Genomic DNA, 14,274 nt, shown 5'->3' on the forward strand with positions numbered 1-14,274 from the left:
GACCGCACCGTCCCGGACCGCCACCCCGCGTCCGGCGTCCAGGTCCGCGGCCGGAACGAAGGCTCAGACCGCCAAGACTCAGTCGGCCCGGGTTCCAGCCCCGCGGGTGGCATCCTCCGGCCTCAAGCGGCCGGCGTCCTCCGCCGGGGGGAACGCTGCGGCCAAGTCCCCTGCCAAGTCCCCTGCCAAGTCCCCTGCCACATCCTCCGGGCGCCCTCCGGCGCGGACCTCGCCCCGCCGCTGAGCGCGCGGACGCGAATCCCGCCGTCGGAACTTCCAGGGGCGCAGCACGGCTGTCGCCACGCCGGCGAGCAGCAGGAGCCCGCCGGTCACCTCGGCGGGGGTCGGCACCTCGCCCAGGACGAGCCACGCCGTCGTCATCCCGACCACCGGAACCAGCAGGGTGAACGGCACCACCGCGGAGGACGGGTACAGCCCCAGCAGCCTGTTCCAGATGCCGTAGCCCACCAGGGAGCCGAAGATGGCCGTGTAGAGGGCGCTCACCAGGGTGACGGGCTGGACTTCCAGCAGGGCCTGCGACACCGCCGCGGGCCCGTCCACCAGCAGGGACAGGCCCAGCAGGGGCAGCGGCACCACGGCTCCTGACCACACCACGAGTCCCAGTCCGGATGCCGCCTTGGCCTTTCGGGCCACGATATTGCCGGCGGCCCAGGACAGCGCCGCGGCGAGCACGATCATCAGCGGGAGCACCGGGGCGACCAGGCTGCGGCCGACGGCCACCACGGCGAGTCCGGCCACGCCCAGCACCACACCGGCGAACTGCCGCCGGCTCGGCCGCTCGCCAAGGAAGCCGGCGGCCAGTAGCACGGTCAGCAGCACCTGTGCCTGCAGGACCAGCGAGGCCAGGCCCGCGGGCATGCCCAGGGCCATGGCCAGGTACAGAAGCCCGAACTGTCCGGCGCTCATGAACAGCCCGACGCCGATGATCGCCTTCCAGCCCACCTCGGGTTTGCGGATGAAGAAGATGCAGGGAAGGACCACCAGGGTGAACCGCATGGCCACGAACAGCAGCGGCGGCATCTCCGCCCCGTCCGGGTGCAGGCCAAGGTCGATCGCGACGAAGTTGACGCCCCACAGGACAGCGACGAGCAGGGCCAGGGCGGAATGACGAGGGTTCACTCTGCCACTATGCCGGTTCCGGCCGGGCGCCGCAGCCGGATCGGGTCTGCGTGCCGGAGATTAGGCCGGAGATTAAGTGGTGCGTGAATGGTTAGAGGTTCCGGGGGTTGTCACCGCGGGGCTCGTCGGTGCGGGCCGGTTCGTGGGGTGCGGGCTCCGGGGGAACCTGGCTTCCGGGAACCTGGCTGCCGCCCGTGGTGGAGGCCGGAGTGCCGCCCGGGGTGGAGGCCTGTTCGCCGGTCGAAGGGTTCCGGTCACTGCGGTCCCGGCGCAGCTCCTCAGTGCCGGTGGCCTCCCGGGGCGCCTGGTCCCGGCTCTGGGCATCGCGTTCGGTGATGACGACGTCAGGGTCCAGCTCGTCAGCCTTCCGCAGCTGTTCCTGCGCGCCGGCGCGGACCTTCTCGGCCTCTTGCTGCCGTGCGCTGGCTTCCTCCCTGAGCCGCTCGGCCTCGACCTCTGCCTGCTTGGCGTCTGCTTCGGCCCGGGCAGCCTGCGCTTCGCGCTCCCTGGCGCCGATCTCTTCGGTCCTGGCCTGTTCACGCATTTCGACGGCCTTGTTGCGGTTTGCCTCCACCTTGCGCTTGCGGCTGAGCATGGTTACCACCACGACGATCGCGATCACCACAACGACGCCGATGATGATCCCTATGAGCTGTCCTGAGTCCACGATGATTCCGCCTTTTCTCTCGATCGCCATAAGTCCACGAGTAAACAGCATCAGTAAACCGCAGAATCGCCTGTATGACTATGCATCCGGGAATCGGGCAGTGAGCACCGTGCCGAGCGCCTATTTGGCCCGGGGAACCTTGAAGTGCGTGAGCCGCGCGTCCTGGCCGTCGAGTTCGTCCCAGGACTTCTCCGTCTCCATGACGGTCAGCGCGCTCGTGGGCCATCGCGTGGCGGCGTCCATGTAGGCGTCGTGATTGGAATCGCGGGACGCAAGGTGCATGGCGAGGTCCTGCACGCCGGGCATGTGCGAGATCAGCATGAGGGTGGTCACGGTGTCCGGGACGTGGTTGATGACGGTCAGCATCCGCTTCGCCGAGGCCGCGTAGAGCCCCTCCTCGAGTTTCGGCGTCGGAGCCTTGTCGCCGAGTTCGCTGCACACCCAGGTGCACGTCTGCCGGGTGCGCAGGGCGCTGGAGCAGAGGATGAAATCGGGGACCACGCCATGCTTCAACAGCCATTTTCCGGCCTGCGGGGCATCGCGGTGGCCGCGTTCTTCGAGCGGCCGGTCGTGGTCCGCGACGCCGCCGGGCCAATCCGACTTGGCATGCCGCATGATCACCAGCCGTTTGATGTGATGCGCGCTCATGGATCAATCCTAGTGCGGGGCCTGATCCCCGAGCACGCATCCCACCAGCGGCCGCTCAATCGTCCAGGACAAAGGTCACTTCCAGCACAACGTGCCAGGCCACGACGGCGCCGTCGCTGATTTCAACCTTCTGTTCCTTCACCCACGCCCCCGTGACGTTGCGCAGGGTCTTGTTCGCCCGGTCGATGCCCTCCTTGATGGCAGCATCAAACGAGGTCTTGGAGTTCGCGCTCAGGGTAGTTATCCGTGCAACAGACATGTCTTCCTCCCAATAGTCGGCTCAACGGGTCCGAGACTACGCCGAAGGGAGGAAACACAACAGGGTCCAGAAGCCGCCCCGAGCGGAAATCCGCTGAAAGCTCCCGGAGACAGCAAAGCGCCCGCCCCAGCTGAGGGTCGGGCGCTTTGCGCAGGCAGAACCTAGATCGAGTATTCCGGAGCGGCCCAGACAACAACTTCCGGGTGCTCATAGAAGCGGTAGCCCTGGCCGCGGACCGTACGCACGGTGTTGGCGAGGCGGCCGAGCTTGGAGCGCAGGCGGCGGATATGCACGTCGATGGTCCGCTCGTTGGGCACCTCTTCGGCGTTGCGCCACAGGCCCTCAAGCAGCTCGTCGCGGCCCACGGTGCGGGTGCCGTTCTCCACGAGGTAGTTCAGGAGCTCGAACTCCTTGAACGTGAGGTTCAGGGATTCGCCGTCGAGCGCCACCTCGCGGCGGGCAAGATCGATCAGCACGCCGGAAGGACGCGGGTCCTGCGGCTGCTGCAGGCGGGCGGTGTCGGACCGCTGGCGGGCACCGACGGTGGGGTCACCGAAGGTGGAACGGACGACGTCGAGCGCGGAGCCCGGGGCGCTGGCCGGGGCGACGGCGACGGCAGCGTAGCTTTCGGCGCCGGAAACCAGCGACTGGGCATAGGCCCGGATTTCCTGGGCCAGCTTGGCAATGGACGTGCCGGCGGCCGCGGCGGTTTCCTCGTCGATCCCCATGTAGAGGACGAAACCGCGGGCGACGTTGTCGTTCGGGACGGGACGGACGGGGCTGCCGTCGCCGGGAGCAATCACAGGAGTCGGGGCCGTGGCCGGTGCCGGCGCAACGGCGCGGAGCTGTCCGTAGGAGTTGGGGTTGTAGCCCTGCGGGGCATAGCCCGGGGCGGGGAAGCTGTTGCCGGATCCGGCAGGGGCGAACGATGCCCGGCCGCCGAAGCCCTGGCGGATACCGGAGGCCTGGCCGGCCTTGCTGGCGTTACGGACGGAGATGTGGACGTATCCGGATGCAACTGACATGGATTGCTTACCTCAATGTGAATGGCCGTCATCGCGGCTCGAATGCTACTTTTCCCCGCAATGAATACTGGGGAGGGCGCCCGACGCTGGGCTGGGGGCGAATGCCTAGAAACCTTTGGGGTGTAAAAGTTAGGCGTGCATTCGACAACAGTGCTTCTCGGTACCAGCGGGTGCGCTGATCCAAAAAACTGCGGCTGCAGGTGCTGTTGAGTTCTTGTTCACAATTGAAGTGTGCAACGTAACAATGAAAACTTGCAAGTAACAATGGACGCGAAAGTCCACGATATGAGACAGAACGCGGAAATGTAGTGCAGATCACAATTCTGCGCCGTCAATAAAATAACAACTGTTCTAGTAAATGGGTGCCCGTTCGGCGCCATTAGCCGAACTTAATTCGCGGCGAACAGCCGGTCCGCCAGAATCGTTCACTGTAAGTCGAAACCGGCAAACCCTTCGCCTACTTAGCATTGGAAGTCCAGAGTTCCACAGAGTGGTCACCGCAGGACAACAAAAAATCCGGGCCTGCGGGCAGTTCCGTGGATGTCCAGCTCGCTAGGCTGGGATTCACAGGCGCCGCACAGGATCCCCAAAGCCGCACTTAACCGGCAGATCGGAGAGTTGTCCCATGGCCACTTCGCACTCCATGACCAACAATCTCCCCCAGCTCACCCATCCGGATGGCTCCCCCATCCGCGCCCTGGTCGTGGACGACGAACCCAGTCTCTCCGAGCTCATGAGCATGGGGCTGCGCATGGCGGGATGGTCTGTTGCCGTCGCCGCCGACGGCCCCGAAGCGGTGAAGCTTGCCAAGGACTTCCGCCCCGACGTGCTGGTGCTCGACGTGATGCTTCCCGGCTTCGACGGCGTTGAGCTGCTGGGCAGGATCCGCGCCTTCGCGCCGGAGGTGCCTGCCCTGTTCCTGACAGCAAAGGACGCCGTCCAGGACCGCATTACCGGGCTGGCAGCGGGCGGGGATGACTACGTGACGAAGCCGTTCAGCATGGAGGAAGTGCTGCTGCGTCTGCACCGGCTGGTCCAGCGATCCGGAGTGGCTGCGATGGACACCGCCGAACTCGTCGTCGGGGACCTCGTCCTGAACATCGACACGAGGGAGGTCCGGCGCGCGGGCGAGGAACTGCACCTCACAGCCACCCAGTTCGAGCTGCTGCGCTACCTCATGGAGAACCCGAAACGCGTCGTCAGCAAGGCCCAGATCCTTGACCGGGTCTGGGATTACGACTTCGGCGGTCAGGCCAACATCGTGGAGCTGTACATTTCGTATCTCCGCAAGAAGGTCGACGCCAGCCACCCGCCCATGATCCACACGGTGCGCGGCGCCGGCTACGTCCTGAAACCGGCGGACTGATCCGTGCCTGAACGCTCCGCCGGGATCCGCCCCGCCGGGCTCAACTGGCGCAACCCGTCCACCTGGCACCTGCGCACCCGCCTTGTCCTCGTCGCCATGGCCTTGCTCGTCGCGATCTGTGGGGCCGTCGGTATCGTCAGCTATGCCTCGATGGACTTCTTCCTGACCAGGCAGCTCGACACCCAGCTGACGCAGGCCGCTGCCCGTGCCCGCGAGTTTGGCCGCTCCGGCCGCTCCGATCCCCTGGAGGCCCGGGGACAGGCCATCGGCACCCTGAACGCGAGAATCACTGACGATTCGGTCCGCAGCGCCGGTTTTCTCTCCGAGGATGCCACCAGGGAATCCCTCACCGATGAAGACGACGAAGTCCTCCTGGCGCTCACGCCGTGGAGCGAACCGGTGGACCGGACGTTGTCCGCCGGAGCCTACCGGCTGGTTGCCGCCGAGACCCCGGACGGCGACGTGATCGTGACCGGCCTACCGCTGGCAGAGAAGCAGAACACGCTGGCCACCATGGTCTGGACCATGGTGCTTGTGTCCACGGGCGGACTCCTGGTCATCGGACTGGCCGGGACGGCGCTGATCCGCCGGACCATGAAGCCGCTCGACCAGCTCTCCGAGGTGGCGACGCAGGTCTCCCGGCTGCCGCTCGACGCCGGGGAAGTGGGACTTGCCGTGCGGGTACCGGCGTCCGCAGCGCATCCGGGAACCGAAGTGGGCAGTGTTGGCCATGCACTGAACATGATGCTCGACAACGTCTCCAATGCACTGGAAGCCCGGCAGAAGAGCGAGATGAAGGTCCGCCAGTTCGTCGCGGATGCCTCGCATGAGCTGCGCACCCCCCTGACCGCCATCCGCGGCTACACCGAACTGATGCGGATGACCGAACACTTCACCCCTGACGGCCAGAAGTCCCTGGCCCGGGTGCAGAGCCAGTCCGAACGCATGACCACCCTCGTCGAGGACTTGCTCCTGCTCGCGCGGCTGGATGAGGGCCAGCCGCTCAAGCTCAGCGACGTGGACCTCACCCAGCTGGCCATCGAGACGGTCAGCGACGAGAAGGTCATGGCACCGGACCGGGTCTGGCACCTGGAACTCCCGGAAGAGCCTGTGGTGGTCCGCGGGGATGCGACCCAACTGCATCAGGTGCTGGCCAACCTGCTCTCCAACGCCCGCAAGCACACTGGCCCCGGCACGACGGTGGTGACCGGCGTGAAGCGGTTCCCGGACGGACATGTTGTGATGACCGTGACTGACAGCGGCCCCGGGATTGACCCCGAGTTCGTGGACCGCATCTTTGCCCGCTTCACGCGGGCGGACGCTTCCCGCAAGAATCCGGTATCCCCCACGACGCCGGCAACAGGCAGTGGGGCCCTTCCGCGGCGTCCGCTGCACCCCCCGCGGTCGTCGGGGGCAGCCTCCGGGGTCGCCACAACCACTGTCCCGGCCCCGAGCACGTCCGCCGAGGGAACGAGCGGGCTGGGGTTGTCGATTGTGCAGTCGATTGTCGAGGCCCACGGCGGGACCGTCGGCGTGACCTCGGTGCCCGGCCGGACCGAATTCACCGTTCGGCTGCCGGCGGCTCCGCCGCCTGCCTGAGGACAAGTCGCCGCCGGTCAGGGCGCAAGCCGCCCCGCCGTCGTCGTGATTCCTGTTACCGAAATGTGACTTAGCCTTAGAACTCCTGTACGGTTTTTAGGGTGCGGCCATCACTAGGGCTGCATATCCGGATGTACGCCGAGCTCTGCCGCCTCCCGGATTCCGCTGGACCAGGCAGAGGCGGGGGACCCAGAGTTCCCGGGCATTTCTGCACATTGCGCCCCTGGGGTGAAGCCGACACGTGAGATTCCGTGCGGCCGGGTGACCTCACCCGAACCCGACAGCTAACTCCGCAGGCGTTGAGAGGCAGTCATGACTGAATTCAAGGCACAATCGCGCCCTGACGGCGCCGCAAGCTCAACCCGCCCCCAGCTATCGCGCCACCGCGCCGAGCCGGCAAAGCCCGCTTCAGCCGCGGCCCGGTTTGCCAAGAACGCAGGCTCGACGGGCCGCCGCGTGGCCGTTGTTGCTGCTGCCTGCGCGGTACTGGTGGGGGTAGGCGCCGCCGGACATGCGTCCGAGACAGCCGCCCGCAAGGCCGACGCGGGCAGCTCCACGCAGGCAGCCACGGCGGCTCCCCTGACGCAGCTTGACTTTGAACGTGTCCGGACGGCGAACCAGGCCGCCAACCCCACTGGCGACGCCCCGGCCCCGCCGGCCAAGGTGGCACCCGCCGAAGCACCTGCCGCTGCCCCGGCGCCCGCTCCCGCGCCGGCACCTGCCCCCGTTGCCATTGACGACCCCGCCGGCGCGCAGGCCTATGCGGCCAGCCAGCTGGGGTCCTATGGCTGGGCCCCGAGCCAGATGCCGTGCCTGACGAAGCTCTGGACCAAGGAGTCGGACTGGAAGACGACCGCCACCAACCCGAGCAGCGGCGCCTATGGCGTGGTCCAGTCGCTTCCGGCCGAGAAGATGGCCAGCGCGGGCGCGGACTACCGGACCAACTACCGAACCCAGATCAATTGGGGACTGGAGTACGTCAAGGATCGCTATGGCTCACCGTGTGGCGCACTGAACTTCCATTACGCCAACAACTGGTACTAAACCCCAGGCGCGGCGCTTAGCCGGCGGGGCGGTTGGGGAGGTACTGGACGGCCCATTTGTTGCCGTCGGGATCGGCGAAGTGGACAAAATGCCCCCAGTCCTGGACATCGACGTCGCTGACGTCCACACCGCCGTCCTTGAGCTGCCGGTGGGCGGCCTGGATGTCGCTGACCACGAGCTGCAGGCTGGGGGCGGTGCCCGGCGGGGCGTCCGTGAGGCCCTCGCCGATGGCGATCGAGCAGCCTGAGCCCGGCGGGGTCAGCTGCACGAATCGGATGCCCTCCATGGGCCGCTCGTCGAAGTCGGCATTGAAGCCCACCTTGTTGACGTAAAAATCCTTGGCGCGGTCCACGTCGGACACGGGAACAAAGACAAGTTCAAGTTTCCAGTCCATGGGGCTCAGGCTAGTACCGGGCGGTTTAATCCGGTAGGCCGGGCTCCTTTGCTGGGCCCCCGCGAGGGAGCTGGCCGCCGACGGCAGGGTCAGCGCCGGGCGCTGGCCTAGCCGGCCACGCCGTAAAGGCGGTCGCCCGCGTCGCCCAGCCCGGGCACGATGTAGGACTTCTCGTTGAGCTTCTCATCGATCGAGGCGAGCACAATCGTCACATTGGCGTCGGCGAGCTCTTCTTCCAGCTTGGCGAGGCCTTCCGGCGCGGCCAGCAGGCAGATGCAGGTGACATCCGAGGCGCCGCGCTTGAACAGGAACTTGATGGCCTCGCGCAGCGTGCCGCCGGTGGCGAGCATGGGATCCAGAACGAAGATCTGACGGTCGGTGAGGTCCTCGGGCAGCCGCTCCGCATAGGTGATGATGTCCAGGGTCTCTTCGTCGCGGGCCATGCCCAGGAATCCGACCTCGGCCGTAGGGACCAGCTTGGTCATGCCCTCGAGCATGCCCAGTCCGGCGCGGAGGATCGGGACCACCAGCGGCGTGGGCTTGGTGAAGGCGGTGCCGATGGTGGTGCTGACCGGCGTTTCGATGGTCACCGGTTCGGTGCGGACTTCGCGGGTGGCCTCGTACGCCAGGAGCGTGACGAGTTCCTCCGTGAGCTGGCGGAAGACCGGAGACGGGGTGTTCTTGTCCCGCAGAACGGTGAGCTTATGGGCGACCAGCGGGTGGTCCACAACGAAAGTGCGCATGGGTCAAAACTATCACCCGGCGGCTGGGGGCTTTCCCGTGGGACCGCGGACGCCGACGTCGTCCTTGGTAGTCTCGCCGCTCCCTGCACCGCGTCCGCCGGGGCTCCCGGCGGCGCTGCCCGGCCGGTCGACGCGGCCGTCGCTGAGGTGCGCGGGGTGATCGAAGGTGGGCGCGGGCCCGGCATGTTCCCGATGCCGGATCACGTGGAAGAGCCGGTGGGCCAGGATCACGATGCCCAGCCAGGCCAGGCCCAGCAGCCACGCGGCGATGACGTCGGTCATCCAGTGATGTCCCAGGAATACTCTGCTCAGGCCCATCGCCAGAATGAAGACCAGTCCCGCGGTGATCACGGCGACGCGTGCCCAGGTCTTCTTGAACTGCAGGCAGGCCAGGTACACGAGCACACCGATGACTACCGTGGAGTTCAGGGCGTGTCCGCTGGGGAAGGACGGGGAGGTCTCATACGGCGGGACGGCGTTGATGAAATCCGGACGGGCGCGGCCAACAAGGTTCTTGCCGAGCGTCGTGGCCGTGATGGACACGGCCGCTGCCCCGCAGACCAGGATGATCGGCCGCCAGGTGCGGTTGACCCAGGTGAGCCACGCGGTGAGGAGGCTCGCCAGGATCGGCATGCCGATGCTTCCGCCGATATTCGTGAAGCCGGTCACGGCCACGTTGAGCTCGGGGGTGCGCAGGTCCTCGGCCAGGGCGAGGGCGGGTTTGTCCAGGTTCGCCAGTCCCGCCTCGTCCACGACGCTGTCGTAGACCTCAGCGCCCAGGAGCGCCAGAACGACGACGATCACACCGCCCACGAGCATGGTGATCCACAGGGCCGCGTAAGGGACCACCCACTTGCCCCAGCGCTCAGTGAAAGCACTCACGGCTGTCTCCTGACTCCTGTTGGCTGCACAGCTTGCTTAGTACCGAAACTATCATTGAGCCATGACTTCCCCCGAGCCCCGGCATGCCGAATGGATGGGCCTTGCCCTCACCGAGGCGCGTGCCGCGCTGGTCACGGCGGACGTGCCGATCGGCGCCGTCGTCATCGGTCCCGACGGCACGGTGCTCGGCAGCGGGCGCAACGAACGGGAGGCGCTCGGGGACCCGACGGCGCACGCGGAGATGGTGGCCATCCGCATGGCTGCCGCCCGGCTGCAGGAACTCAGCGCCCAGGGCGGGCGCGCCGGTGACGGCTGGCGGCTGGCGGACTGCACCCTGGTGGTCACGCTGGAGCCCTGCGCCATGTGCGCCGGGGCAGTGGTGCTGGCCCGGATTCCACGGGTGGTGTTCGGCGCGTGGGACGAGAAGGCAGGGGCCGCCGGTTCCGTGTTCGACATCCTCCGCGAGCGCCGGCTCAACCACTGGGTGGAAGTGTATGGCGGCATCAGGGAGCAGGAGTGCGCGGCGCTGCTGCAGGACTTCTTCGCCGGGCACCGCGGCGCTAGCTGACGGCAGCGGAGCCTGTAGCGGCTGCCGCCAGGTTGTCGATCCGCTGTTGCCGGGTGGCCGGCGAGTCGAGGCTGAAGGCCCGGAAGTCGCCGAGGTCCTCGCGGATCCAGTCCTCGACTTCGGCGATCCGCCGGGTCACCGCCGGCGTCGCGGCGTGGAACACCCAGGGCACGATCCCTTCCTGGCCGGGATCGTACTGCCACAGTCCGATGATGCGGCCCCGGTCGAAGATGGGATGGTCCGGGAGGTCCGCCTGCAGCGCCAGTGAGCCCAGGGCCTTCGTGTGCTGGTCCTCCTCGGCCAGGAGCTCGGCGGCATTGCGCCGCAGCAGCGCGAGGGAGTCCGTTCCGGCGAGCAGCTGGATCTGCTCTTCATCCGGTTCCTGGAACCGGGCGAGTTGTTCGACGTCGTCGGGCAGCATCCACAGCATCTCGCCGGCGGCGGTGGGAACCTCCACAGCACCGGCCGCGGCCAGCGCCGCCTTGCTCTGGGCCACGGTGAAACCCGTGAACGACTGCGACTGTTTGAAGGTGGCTCCTCCGGTCCAGCCCAGGTAGCGGCGGACGAGTTCGGTGCGGGCCTGGTCGTCGTCGAGCGGGCTGGGCGGCAGGTTCCACAGTTCGTAGGCGTAGCGCTGCTGGTCGAGGCGGCCGTTGGCCGGGACGCGGCGGATCCGCCCCTGGGCCTGAAGGATGCCCAGGGCCGTGGGCAGCGTGGTGGTGGCGCCCTTTTTCTTGCCCTCCTCGCCGAGGTTCCGCACGGAGTCGCCGAGTTCCTCCTTGAGCTGCCGCGGGTCCAGCGGGACGGCGGCCTCGGCGAGCGTGTGCAGCACCTGCTCCTCCAGCAGGGTGATTTCGCCGCGGTCCACGCCGAGCCTGCCCACTACCTTGAAGGTCGCCTCCGCGGCCTCGCGCCCAAGCCGCAGCGCCCACGCAAAGTCGTCCCGGCCCAGGACGTAGGTGCAGCCACGCGCCGTCGGGAGTTCAAGGATCCGGTGGGCCAGGACGTGGGTATCGACTTGGTCGCGGCGTATCCCGGCGCGGGCGAAGAGCGTCAGGTAGGGGTTGGCGCCGCCGACGGAGCGTGCCCAGCCAGCCCGGGCGAACACCTGCTCCGGAGTGCAGCCGGCCAGCGAGCCGTCCAGGCCCTGTTTGTGCCAGGCCCAGGCGCGGAGCCGCTCCCGGGTGAGGGTCCGGGCCGGGGGCGCGTTCGCCGTCACGGGCTGCGTGGTCAGGGGCTGCGGCGTCATGGGGTCATTGTCCATCAGCTTGCGCGGCAGGGGAATCTTCCACCGGCTTTTCCTGCGCTGCACCCGGAGGCTGCGCGGCGGGACGCTCCTGGTCCAGGGCTGCCAGCACGGTCCGGGCCGTTGCGTCCCAGCAGGGCAGGTGGCCCCGTGCGGCAACCGCCGCGGCCCGCCAGCGGGTGCGGAGACCGGGTTCGGACAGCCAGCGCCGCAGCATCTCCGTGAGGGGAGCCGGGTCCGTGCCGAGGGCGACGGCGGTTCCCGGCAGGGTTTCAGTGGCGTCCGCCGCGGGCGCTGGCGCAGGAGTCGGGGAGGGGGGTAACGCGGGCGTGCCGGCCGCGAGCGCCTCGACGGCGCCGGTGCCGGCCCGGACCACCACCGGCACACCCCGTGCAATCGACTCCGTCACCACAAGCCCGAAGGTCTCGGCCCGCGAGATGAGCAGGCTGAGGTCGGCCGCGGCCCATTCCGCCTCCAGCGCCCCGTCCCGCAACTCCCCCGGGATCCTGATGCGGGCCTGCATCCCCAGCCGGTCCACCGTGTTCCGGAGGCGCGCGGCATAGGCGGGATCCGCGGTGTCGGAACCAATCAGGGAGGCTGTCCACGGCAGGTCCGTCAGGGCCGACAGGGCTGCGAGGAGCAGGGACTGGTCCTTGTTCGGCAGCAGGGCGGCCACAGCAACGAGATGCGGCGGGTCCGAACCGGAGGCCAGCGCGGCGGCCTCGCTGCCGGGCAGCGCGGTCCGGACCCCGTCCAGCCCGTGCCGGGCCAGGATCCTGGCCGAAGCCGAAGCACTGGTGCAGATCACGCCGGCCGCCGCCCGCAGCGCCCGGCGTTCCAGCCCGGCTTCGTTGTGCCCGGTGTCGTCCAGCGGCATGTGCAGCAGGATCCAGGCGGGCCGGCCCGCGGCCGCGGCCGCGGCCAGTTGCTCCGGAGCTCCGCAGGCGAGGAGCCCGTCGACGAGCGTGACGAGGCGCCCGGCACGGGCGGTGCCGTCGTCGTCGGCGTCATGGTCGCACAGGAGTGCGGCCAAACGCCGGCGGTCTTCGGGCCTGCCCACAGGCCATCCGCCGTCGAGCGGGCAGATGTCCACGTCCACGCCGAGAGCGGCAAGCTCCCGGGCGAGGGCTGCGTTGTAGACGTTGCCGCCCGAGTTGTGGCGCACGTTGCCGGGCACCACGAAGCGGACGCGGAGGCCTTCCGGCTGCACCGTCGTCCTTTCTGGCGCGGTGTTCCTGGCCGGCACCGAAGTCCTAGCTGGCCTCGAAATCGAGCGAGTAGCTGGCCCACGCGTCGGGGGTTTCGCGCAGGGTGACGTCCAGGCCGGCCAGCGCGCGCCCGTCCGCCCCGGTGTGGATCTTCGCCGCCACGGCGTCGGCGACGTACCGGGCCAGGGCCTCGGTGGTGCTGAGTTTGCCGGCGAAGTCCGGGTGCTCGTCGAGGTTCTTGAAGTTCAGGCCGTCGAGGACGGCGTCCAGCACGTCGCCGGCCTCGCCGATGTCGAGGACGATCGAGTCCTCGTTGAGAGCCCGGCGGCGGAAGGTGACCTCCGTGACGAAGGTGGCTCCGTGCATGCCCTGGGCGGGGCCAAAGGCCGGTCTCGGGAGGCTGTGGGCAATCATGAAGTTGCGGCGGACGGAAAGGCTGAACACGGATTTACCTCGTGGCTTCTGTAGGGGCTGATTCGGTGCCGGGGTATTCGATGACGTGGCAAAGCGCGTCCAGGACGCCGTCGGAGAGCTGCTGGACGACGTCGGGCAGCTCGGCGAACGTGGACGAACCGGTGAGGAACGCATCGAACGCTGGATCGCTCAGCAGGGAGACGGCGAGCTGGAGCCGGTCGGCGTTGGTGCGCCGGTGGCGGCGTGCGCGGGCCACGACGCCGACCTGGCTCGCGCGGATGGACAGCCGGCGGGCGTGGAAGTCTTCCCCCAGCGGCACCGTGACTTTGCGGTCGGCGTACCAGGACATTTCGATGACGTCCCCGTCGTCGCCCGCGAGCTGCAGGGCGCGCTCCAGGCCCGCCTCCGAGGCGGAGCAGTGGATCACGATGTCGCAGTCCGGCAGGGCGTCGTCGGGGCGGCTGAAATCGACGCCGAGGGCTTTCGCGAACGACCGCTTCGCCGGGTCGACGTCGACCAGCTGCAGCCGTCCGAGGGGAAACGAGGCGAGCAGCTTGGCCACCATGCCGCCAACGAGGCCGGCGCCGATGACCGCGACGCGGTCGCCGAGGCGGGGCCCGGCTTCCCAGATCCCGTTGATCGCGGTTTCCGCGGTGCCGGTCAGCACGGCGCGGCGGGCGGGGACATCATCCGGAACCACCGTGAGCTTCTCCACCGCGACGACGTAGCGGTCCTGGTGCGGGTACAGGCAGAAGACCGTCTTGCCCCGCCATTCCGCCGGGCCGTCCTCGACGACGCCGACGGAGAGGTAGCCGAATTTCACCGGGGACGGAAAAGACCCCTCCTGGTTCGGTGCGGCCATTTCCGCAGCCACGCATTCCGGCACGCGGGCATGGTGCACGACGAGTTCGGTGCCCTTGCTGATGCCCGAAAACAGGGTGCGGACGAGTGCTTCGCCGGGGCCGGGGGCGGGGAGGTCCTCGCGCAGCAGCTCCCCTTTCTCGGGGCCGACGGTCCAGTAGGCGGTGGCTGTGGCGTGGTGTGCGGAAGGTGAGTCGAGTTTAGTCATCT

Annotated in this window: 16 protein-coding genes and 1 riboswitch; of the genes, 4 read left to right on the forward strand and 12 right to left on the reverse strand. The window is 68.3% G+C overall.

Annotation, left to right across the window (positions count from 1 at the left end; translation table 11 throughout):
• Positions 1–78 precede the first annotated feature (78 nt).
• The 5 genes from ABIC21_RS12115 to ABIC21_RS12135 all read right to left on the reverse strand — a co-directional run bounded on the left by ABIC21_RS12115 (position 79) and on the right by ABIC21_RS12135 (position 3,739).
• Positions 79–1,140: an EamA family transporter gene (locus tag ABIC21_RS12115; protein ID WP_354350647.1), complete on the reverse strand. Its 1,062-nt coding sequence runs from the start codon at positions 1,138–1,140 to the stop codon at positions 79–81.
• 91 nt (positions 1,141–1,231) lie between these two features.
• Positions 1,232–1,837: a hypothetical protein gene (locus ABIC21_RS12120; protein WP_354350648.1), complete on the reverse strand. Its 606-nt coding sequence runs from the start codon at positions 1,835–1,837 to the stop codon at positions 1,232–1,234.
• A gap of 90 nt (positions 1,838–1,927) precedes the next feature.
• Positions 1,928–2,455, reverse strand: coding sequence for a SixA phosphatase family protein (locus tag ABIC21_RS12125; RefSeq protein ID WP_354350649.1), 528 nt, complete (start codon positions 2,453–2,455; stop codon positions 1,928–1,930).
• Between the two features lie 55 nt (positions 2,456–2,510).
• The gene (locus tag ABIC21_RS12130; protein WP_307462216.1) at positions 2,511–2,714 is read right to left on the reverse strand and encodes a dodecin family protein; all 204 of its coding nucleotides are present in this window, start codon (positions 2,712–2,714) and stop codon (positions 2,511–2,513) included.
• A 161-nt stretch (positions 2,715–2,875) separates the two neighbouring features.
• Entirely contained in the window at positions 2,876–3,739 is an 864-nt protein-coding gene (locus tag ABIC21_RS12135; protein ID WP_354350650.1) for a winged helix-turn-helix domain-containing protein, read from the reverse strand.
• A gap of 625 nt (positions 3,740–4,364) precedes the next feature.
• Here ABIC21_RS12135 and ABIC21_RS12140 point away from each other — a divergent pair.
• From ABIC21_RS12140 to ABIC21_RS12150, 3 genes are all read left to right on the forward strand, one after another.
• On the forward strand, positions 4,365–5,105 hold the full coding sequence (locus ABIC21_RS12140) for a response regulator transcription factor (RefSeq protein ID WP_354350651.1): 741 nt from the start codon (positions 4,365–4,367) through the stop codon (positions 5,103–5,105).
• Between the two features lie 3 nt (positions 5,106–5,108).
• On the forward strand, positions 5,109–6,704 hold the full coding sequence (locus ABIC21_RS12145) for a sensor histidine kinase (RefSeq protein WP_354350652.1): 1,596 nt from the start codon (positions 5,109–5,111) through the stop codon (positions 6,702–6,704).
• A 153-nt stretch (positions 6,705–6,857) separates the two neighbouring features.
• Positions 6,858–7,018, forward strand: a riboswitch (cyclic di-AMP (ydaO/yuaA leader).
• On the forward strand, positions 7,017–7,748 hold the full coding sequence (locus ABIC21_RS12150) for an aggregation-promoting factor C-terminal-like domain-containing protein (RefSeq protein ID WP_354350653.1): 732 nt from the start codon (positions 7,017–7,019) through the stop codon (positions 7,746–7,748). It overlaps the preceding riboswitch by 2 nt.
• A 16-nt stretch (positions 7,749–7,764) precedes the next feature.
• Here ABIC21_RS12150 and ABIC21_RS12155 read toward each other — a convergent pair whose 3' ends face one another.
• The 3 genes from ABIC21_RS12155 to ABIC21_RS12165 all read right to left on the reverse strand — a co-directional run bounded on the left by ABIC21_RS12155 (position 7,765) and on the right by ABIC21_RS12165 (position 9,704).
• Positions 7,765–8,142 (reverse strand): VOC family protein, encoded by a 378-nt coding sequence (locus ABIC21_RS12155; RefSeq protein ID WP_354350654.1) that lies wholly within the window; start codon positions 8,140–8,142, stop codon positions 7,765–7,767.
• A 107-nt stretch (positions 8,143–8,249) separates the two neighbouring features.
• Positions 8,250–8,885, reverse strand: coding sequence for a uracil phosphoribosyltransferase (gene upp / locus ABIC21_RS12160; RefSeq protein WP_056427332.1), 636 nt, complete (start codon positions 8,883–8,885; stop codon positions 8,250–8,252).
• Positions 8,886–8,897: 12 nt separating this feature from the next.
• Entirely contained in the window at positions 8,898–9,704 is an 807-nt protein-coding gene (locus ABIC21_RS12165; protein WP_502935993.1) for a phosphatase PAP2 family protein, read from the reverse strand.
• Between the two features lie 124 nt (positions 9,705–9,828).
• Here ABIC21_RS12165 and ABIC21_RS12170 point away from each other — a divergent pair, with 124 nt between their 5' ends.
• Positions 9,829–10,335, forward strand: coding sequence for a nucleoside deaminase (locus ABIC21_RS12170; RefSeq protein ID WP_354350656.1), 507 nt, complete (start codon positions 9,829–9,831; stop codon positions 10,333–10,335).
• Here the strand turns inward: ABIC21_RS12170 and ABIC21_RS12175 are convergent.
• Genes ABIC21_RS12175 through ABIC21_RS12190 form a run of 4 tightly spaced genes read right to left on the reverse strand, consistent with a single transcriptional unit; the run spans position 10,328 to position 14,272 of the window.
• Positions 10,328–11,584: a DNA glycosylase AlkZ-like family protein gene (locus tag ABIC21_RS12175; RefSeq protein ID WP_354350657.1), complete on the reverse strand. Its 1,257-nt coding sequence runs from the start codon at positions 11,582–11,584 to the stop codon at positions 10,328–10,330. The two genes, ABIC21_RS12170 and ABIC21_RS12175, sit on opposite strands and share 8 nt — an antisense overlap.
• 4 nt (positions 11,585–11,588) lie before the next feature.
• Positions 11,589–12,791 carry a glycosyltransferase gene (locus ABIC21_RS12180; protein WP_354350658.1) on the reverse strand — a complete coding sequence of 401 codons (1,203 nt, stop codon included), beginning with the start codon at positions 12,789–12,791 and terminating at the stop codon, positions 11,589–11,591.
• 43 nt (positions 12,792–12,834) lie between these two features.
• A complete protein-coding gene (locus ABIC21_RS12185; protein WP_354350659.1) occupies positions 12,835–13,233 on the reverse strand; it encodes a 6-pyruvoyl trahydropterin synthase family protein in 399 nt (132 codons plus the stop codon).
• A gap of 4 nt (positions 13,234–13,237) precedes the next feature.
• Positions 13,238–14,272 carry a zinc-dependent alcohol dehydrogenase gene (locus tag ABIC21_RS12190; protein ID WP_354350660.1) on the reverse strand — a complete coding sequence of 345 codons (1,035 nt, stop codon included), beginning with the start codon at positions 14,270–14,272 and terminating at the stop codon, positions 13,238–13,240.
• Between the last annotated feature and the right edge of the window lie 2 nt (positions 14,273–14,274).

Source organism: Pseudarthrobacter sp. PvP090, assembly GCF_040547365.1.
Classification (GTDB): Bacteria; Actinomycetota; Actinomycetes; order Actinomycetales; family Micrococcaceae; genus Arthrobacter.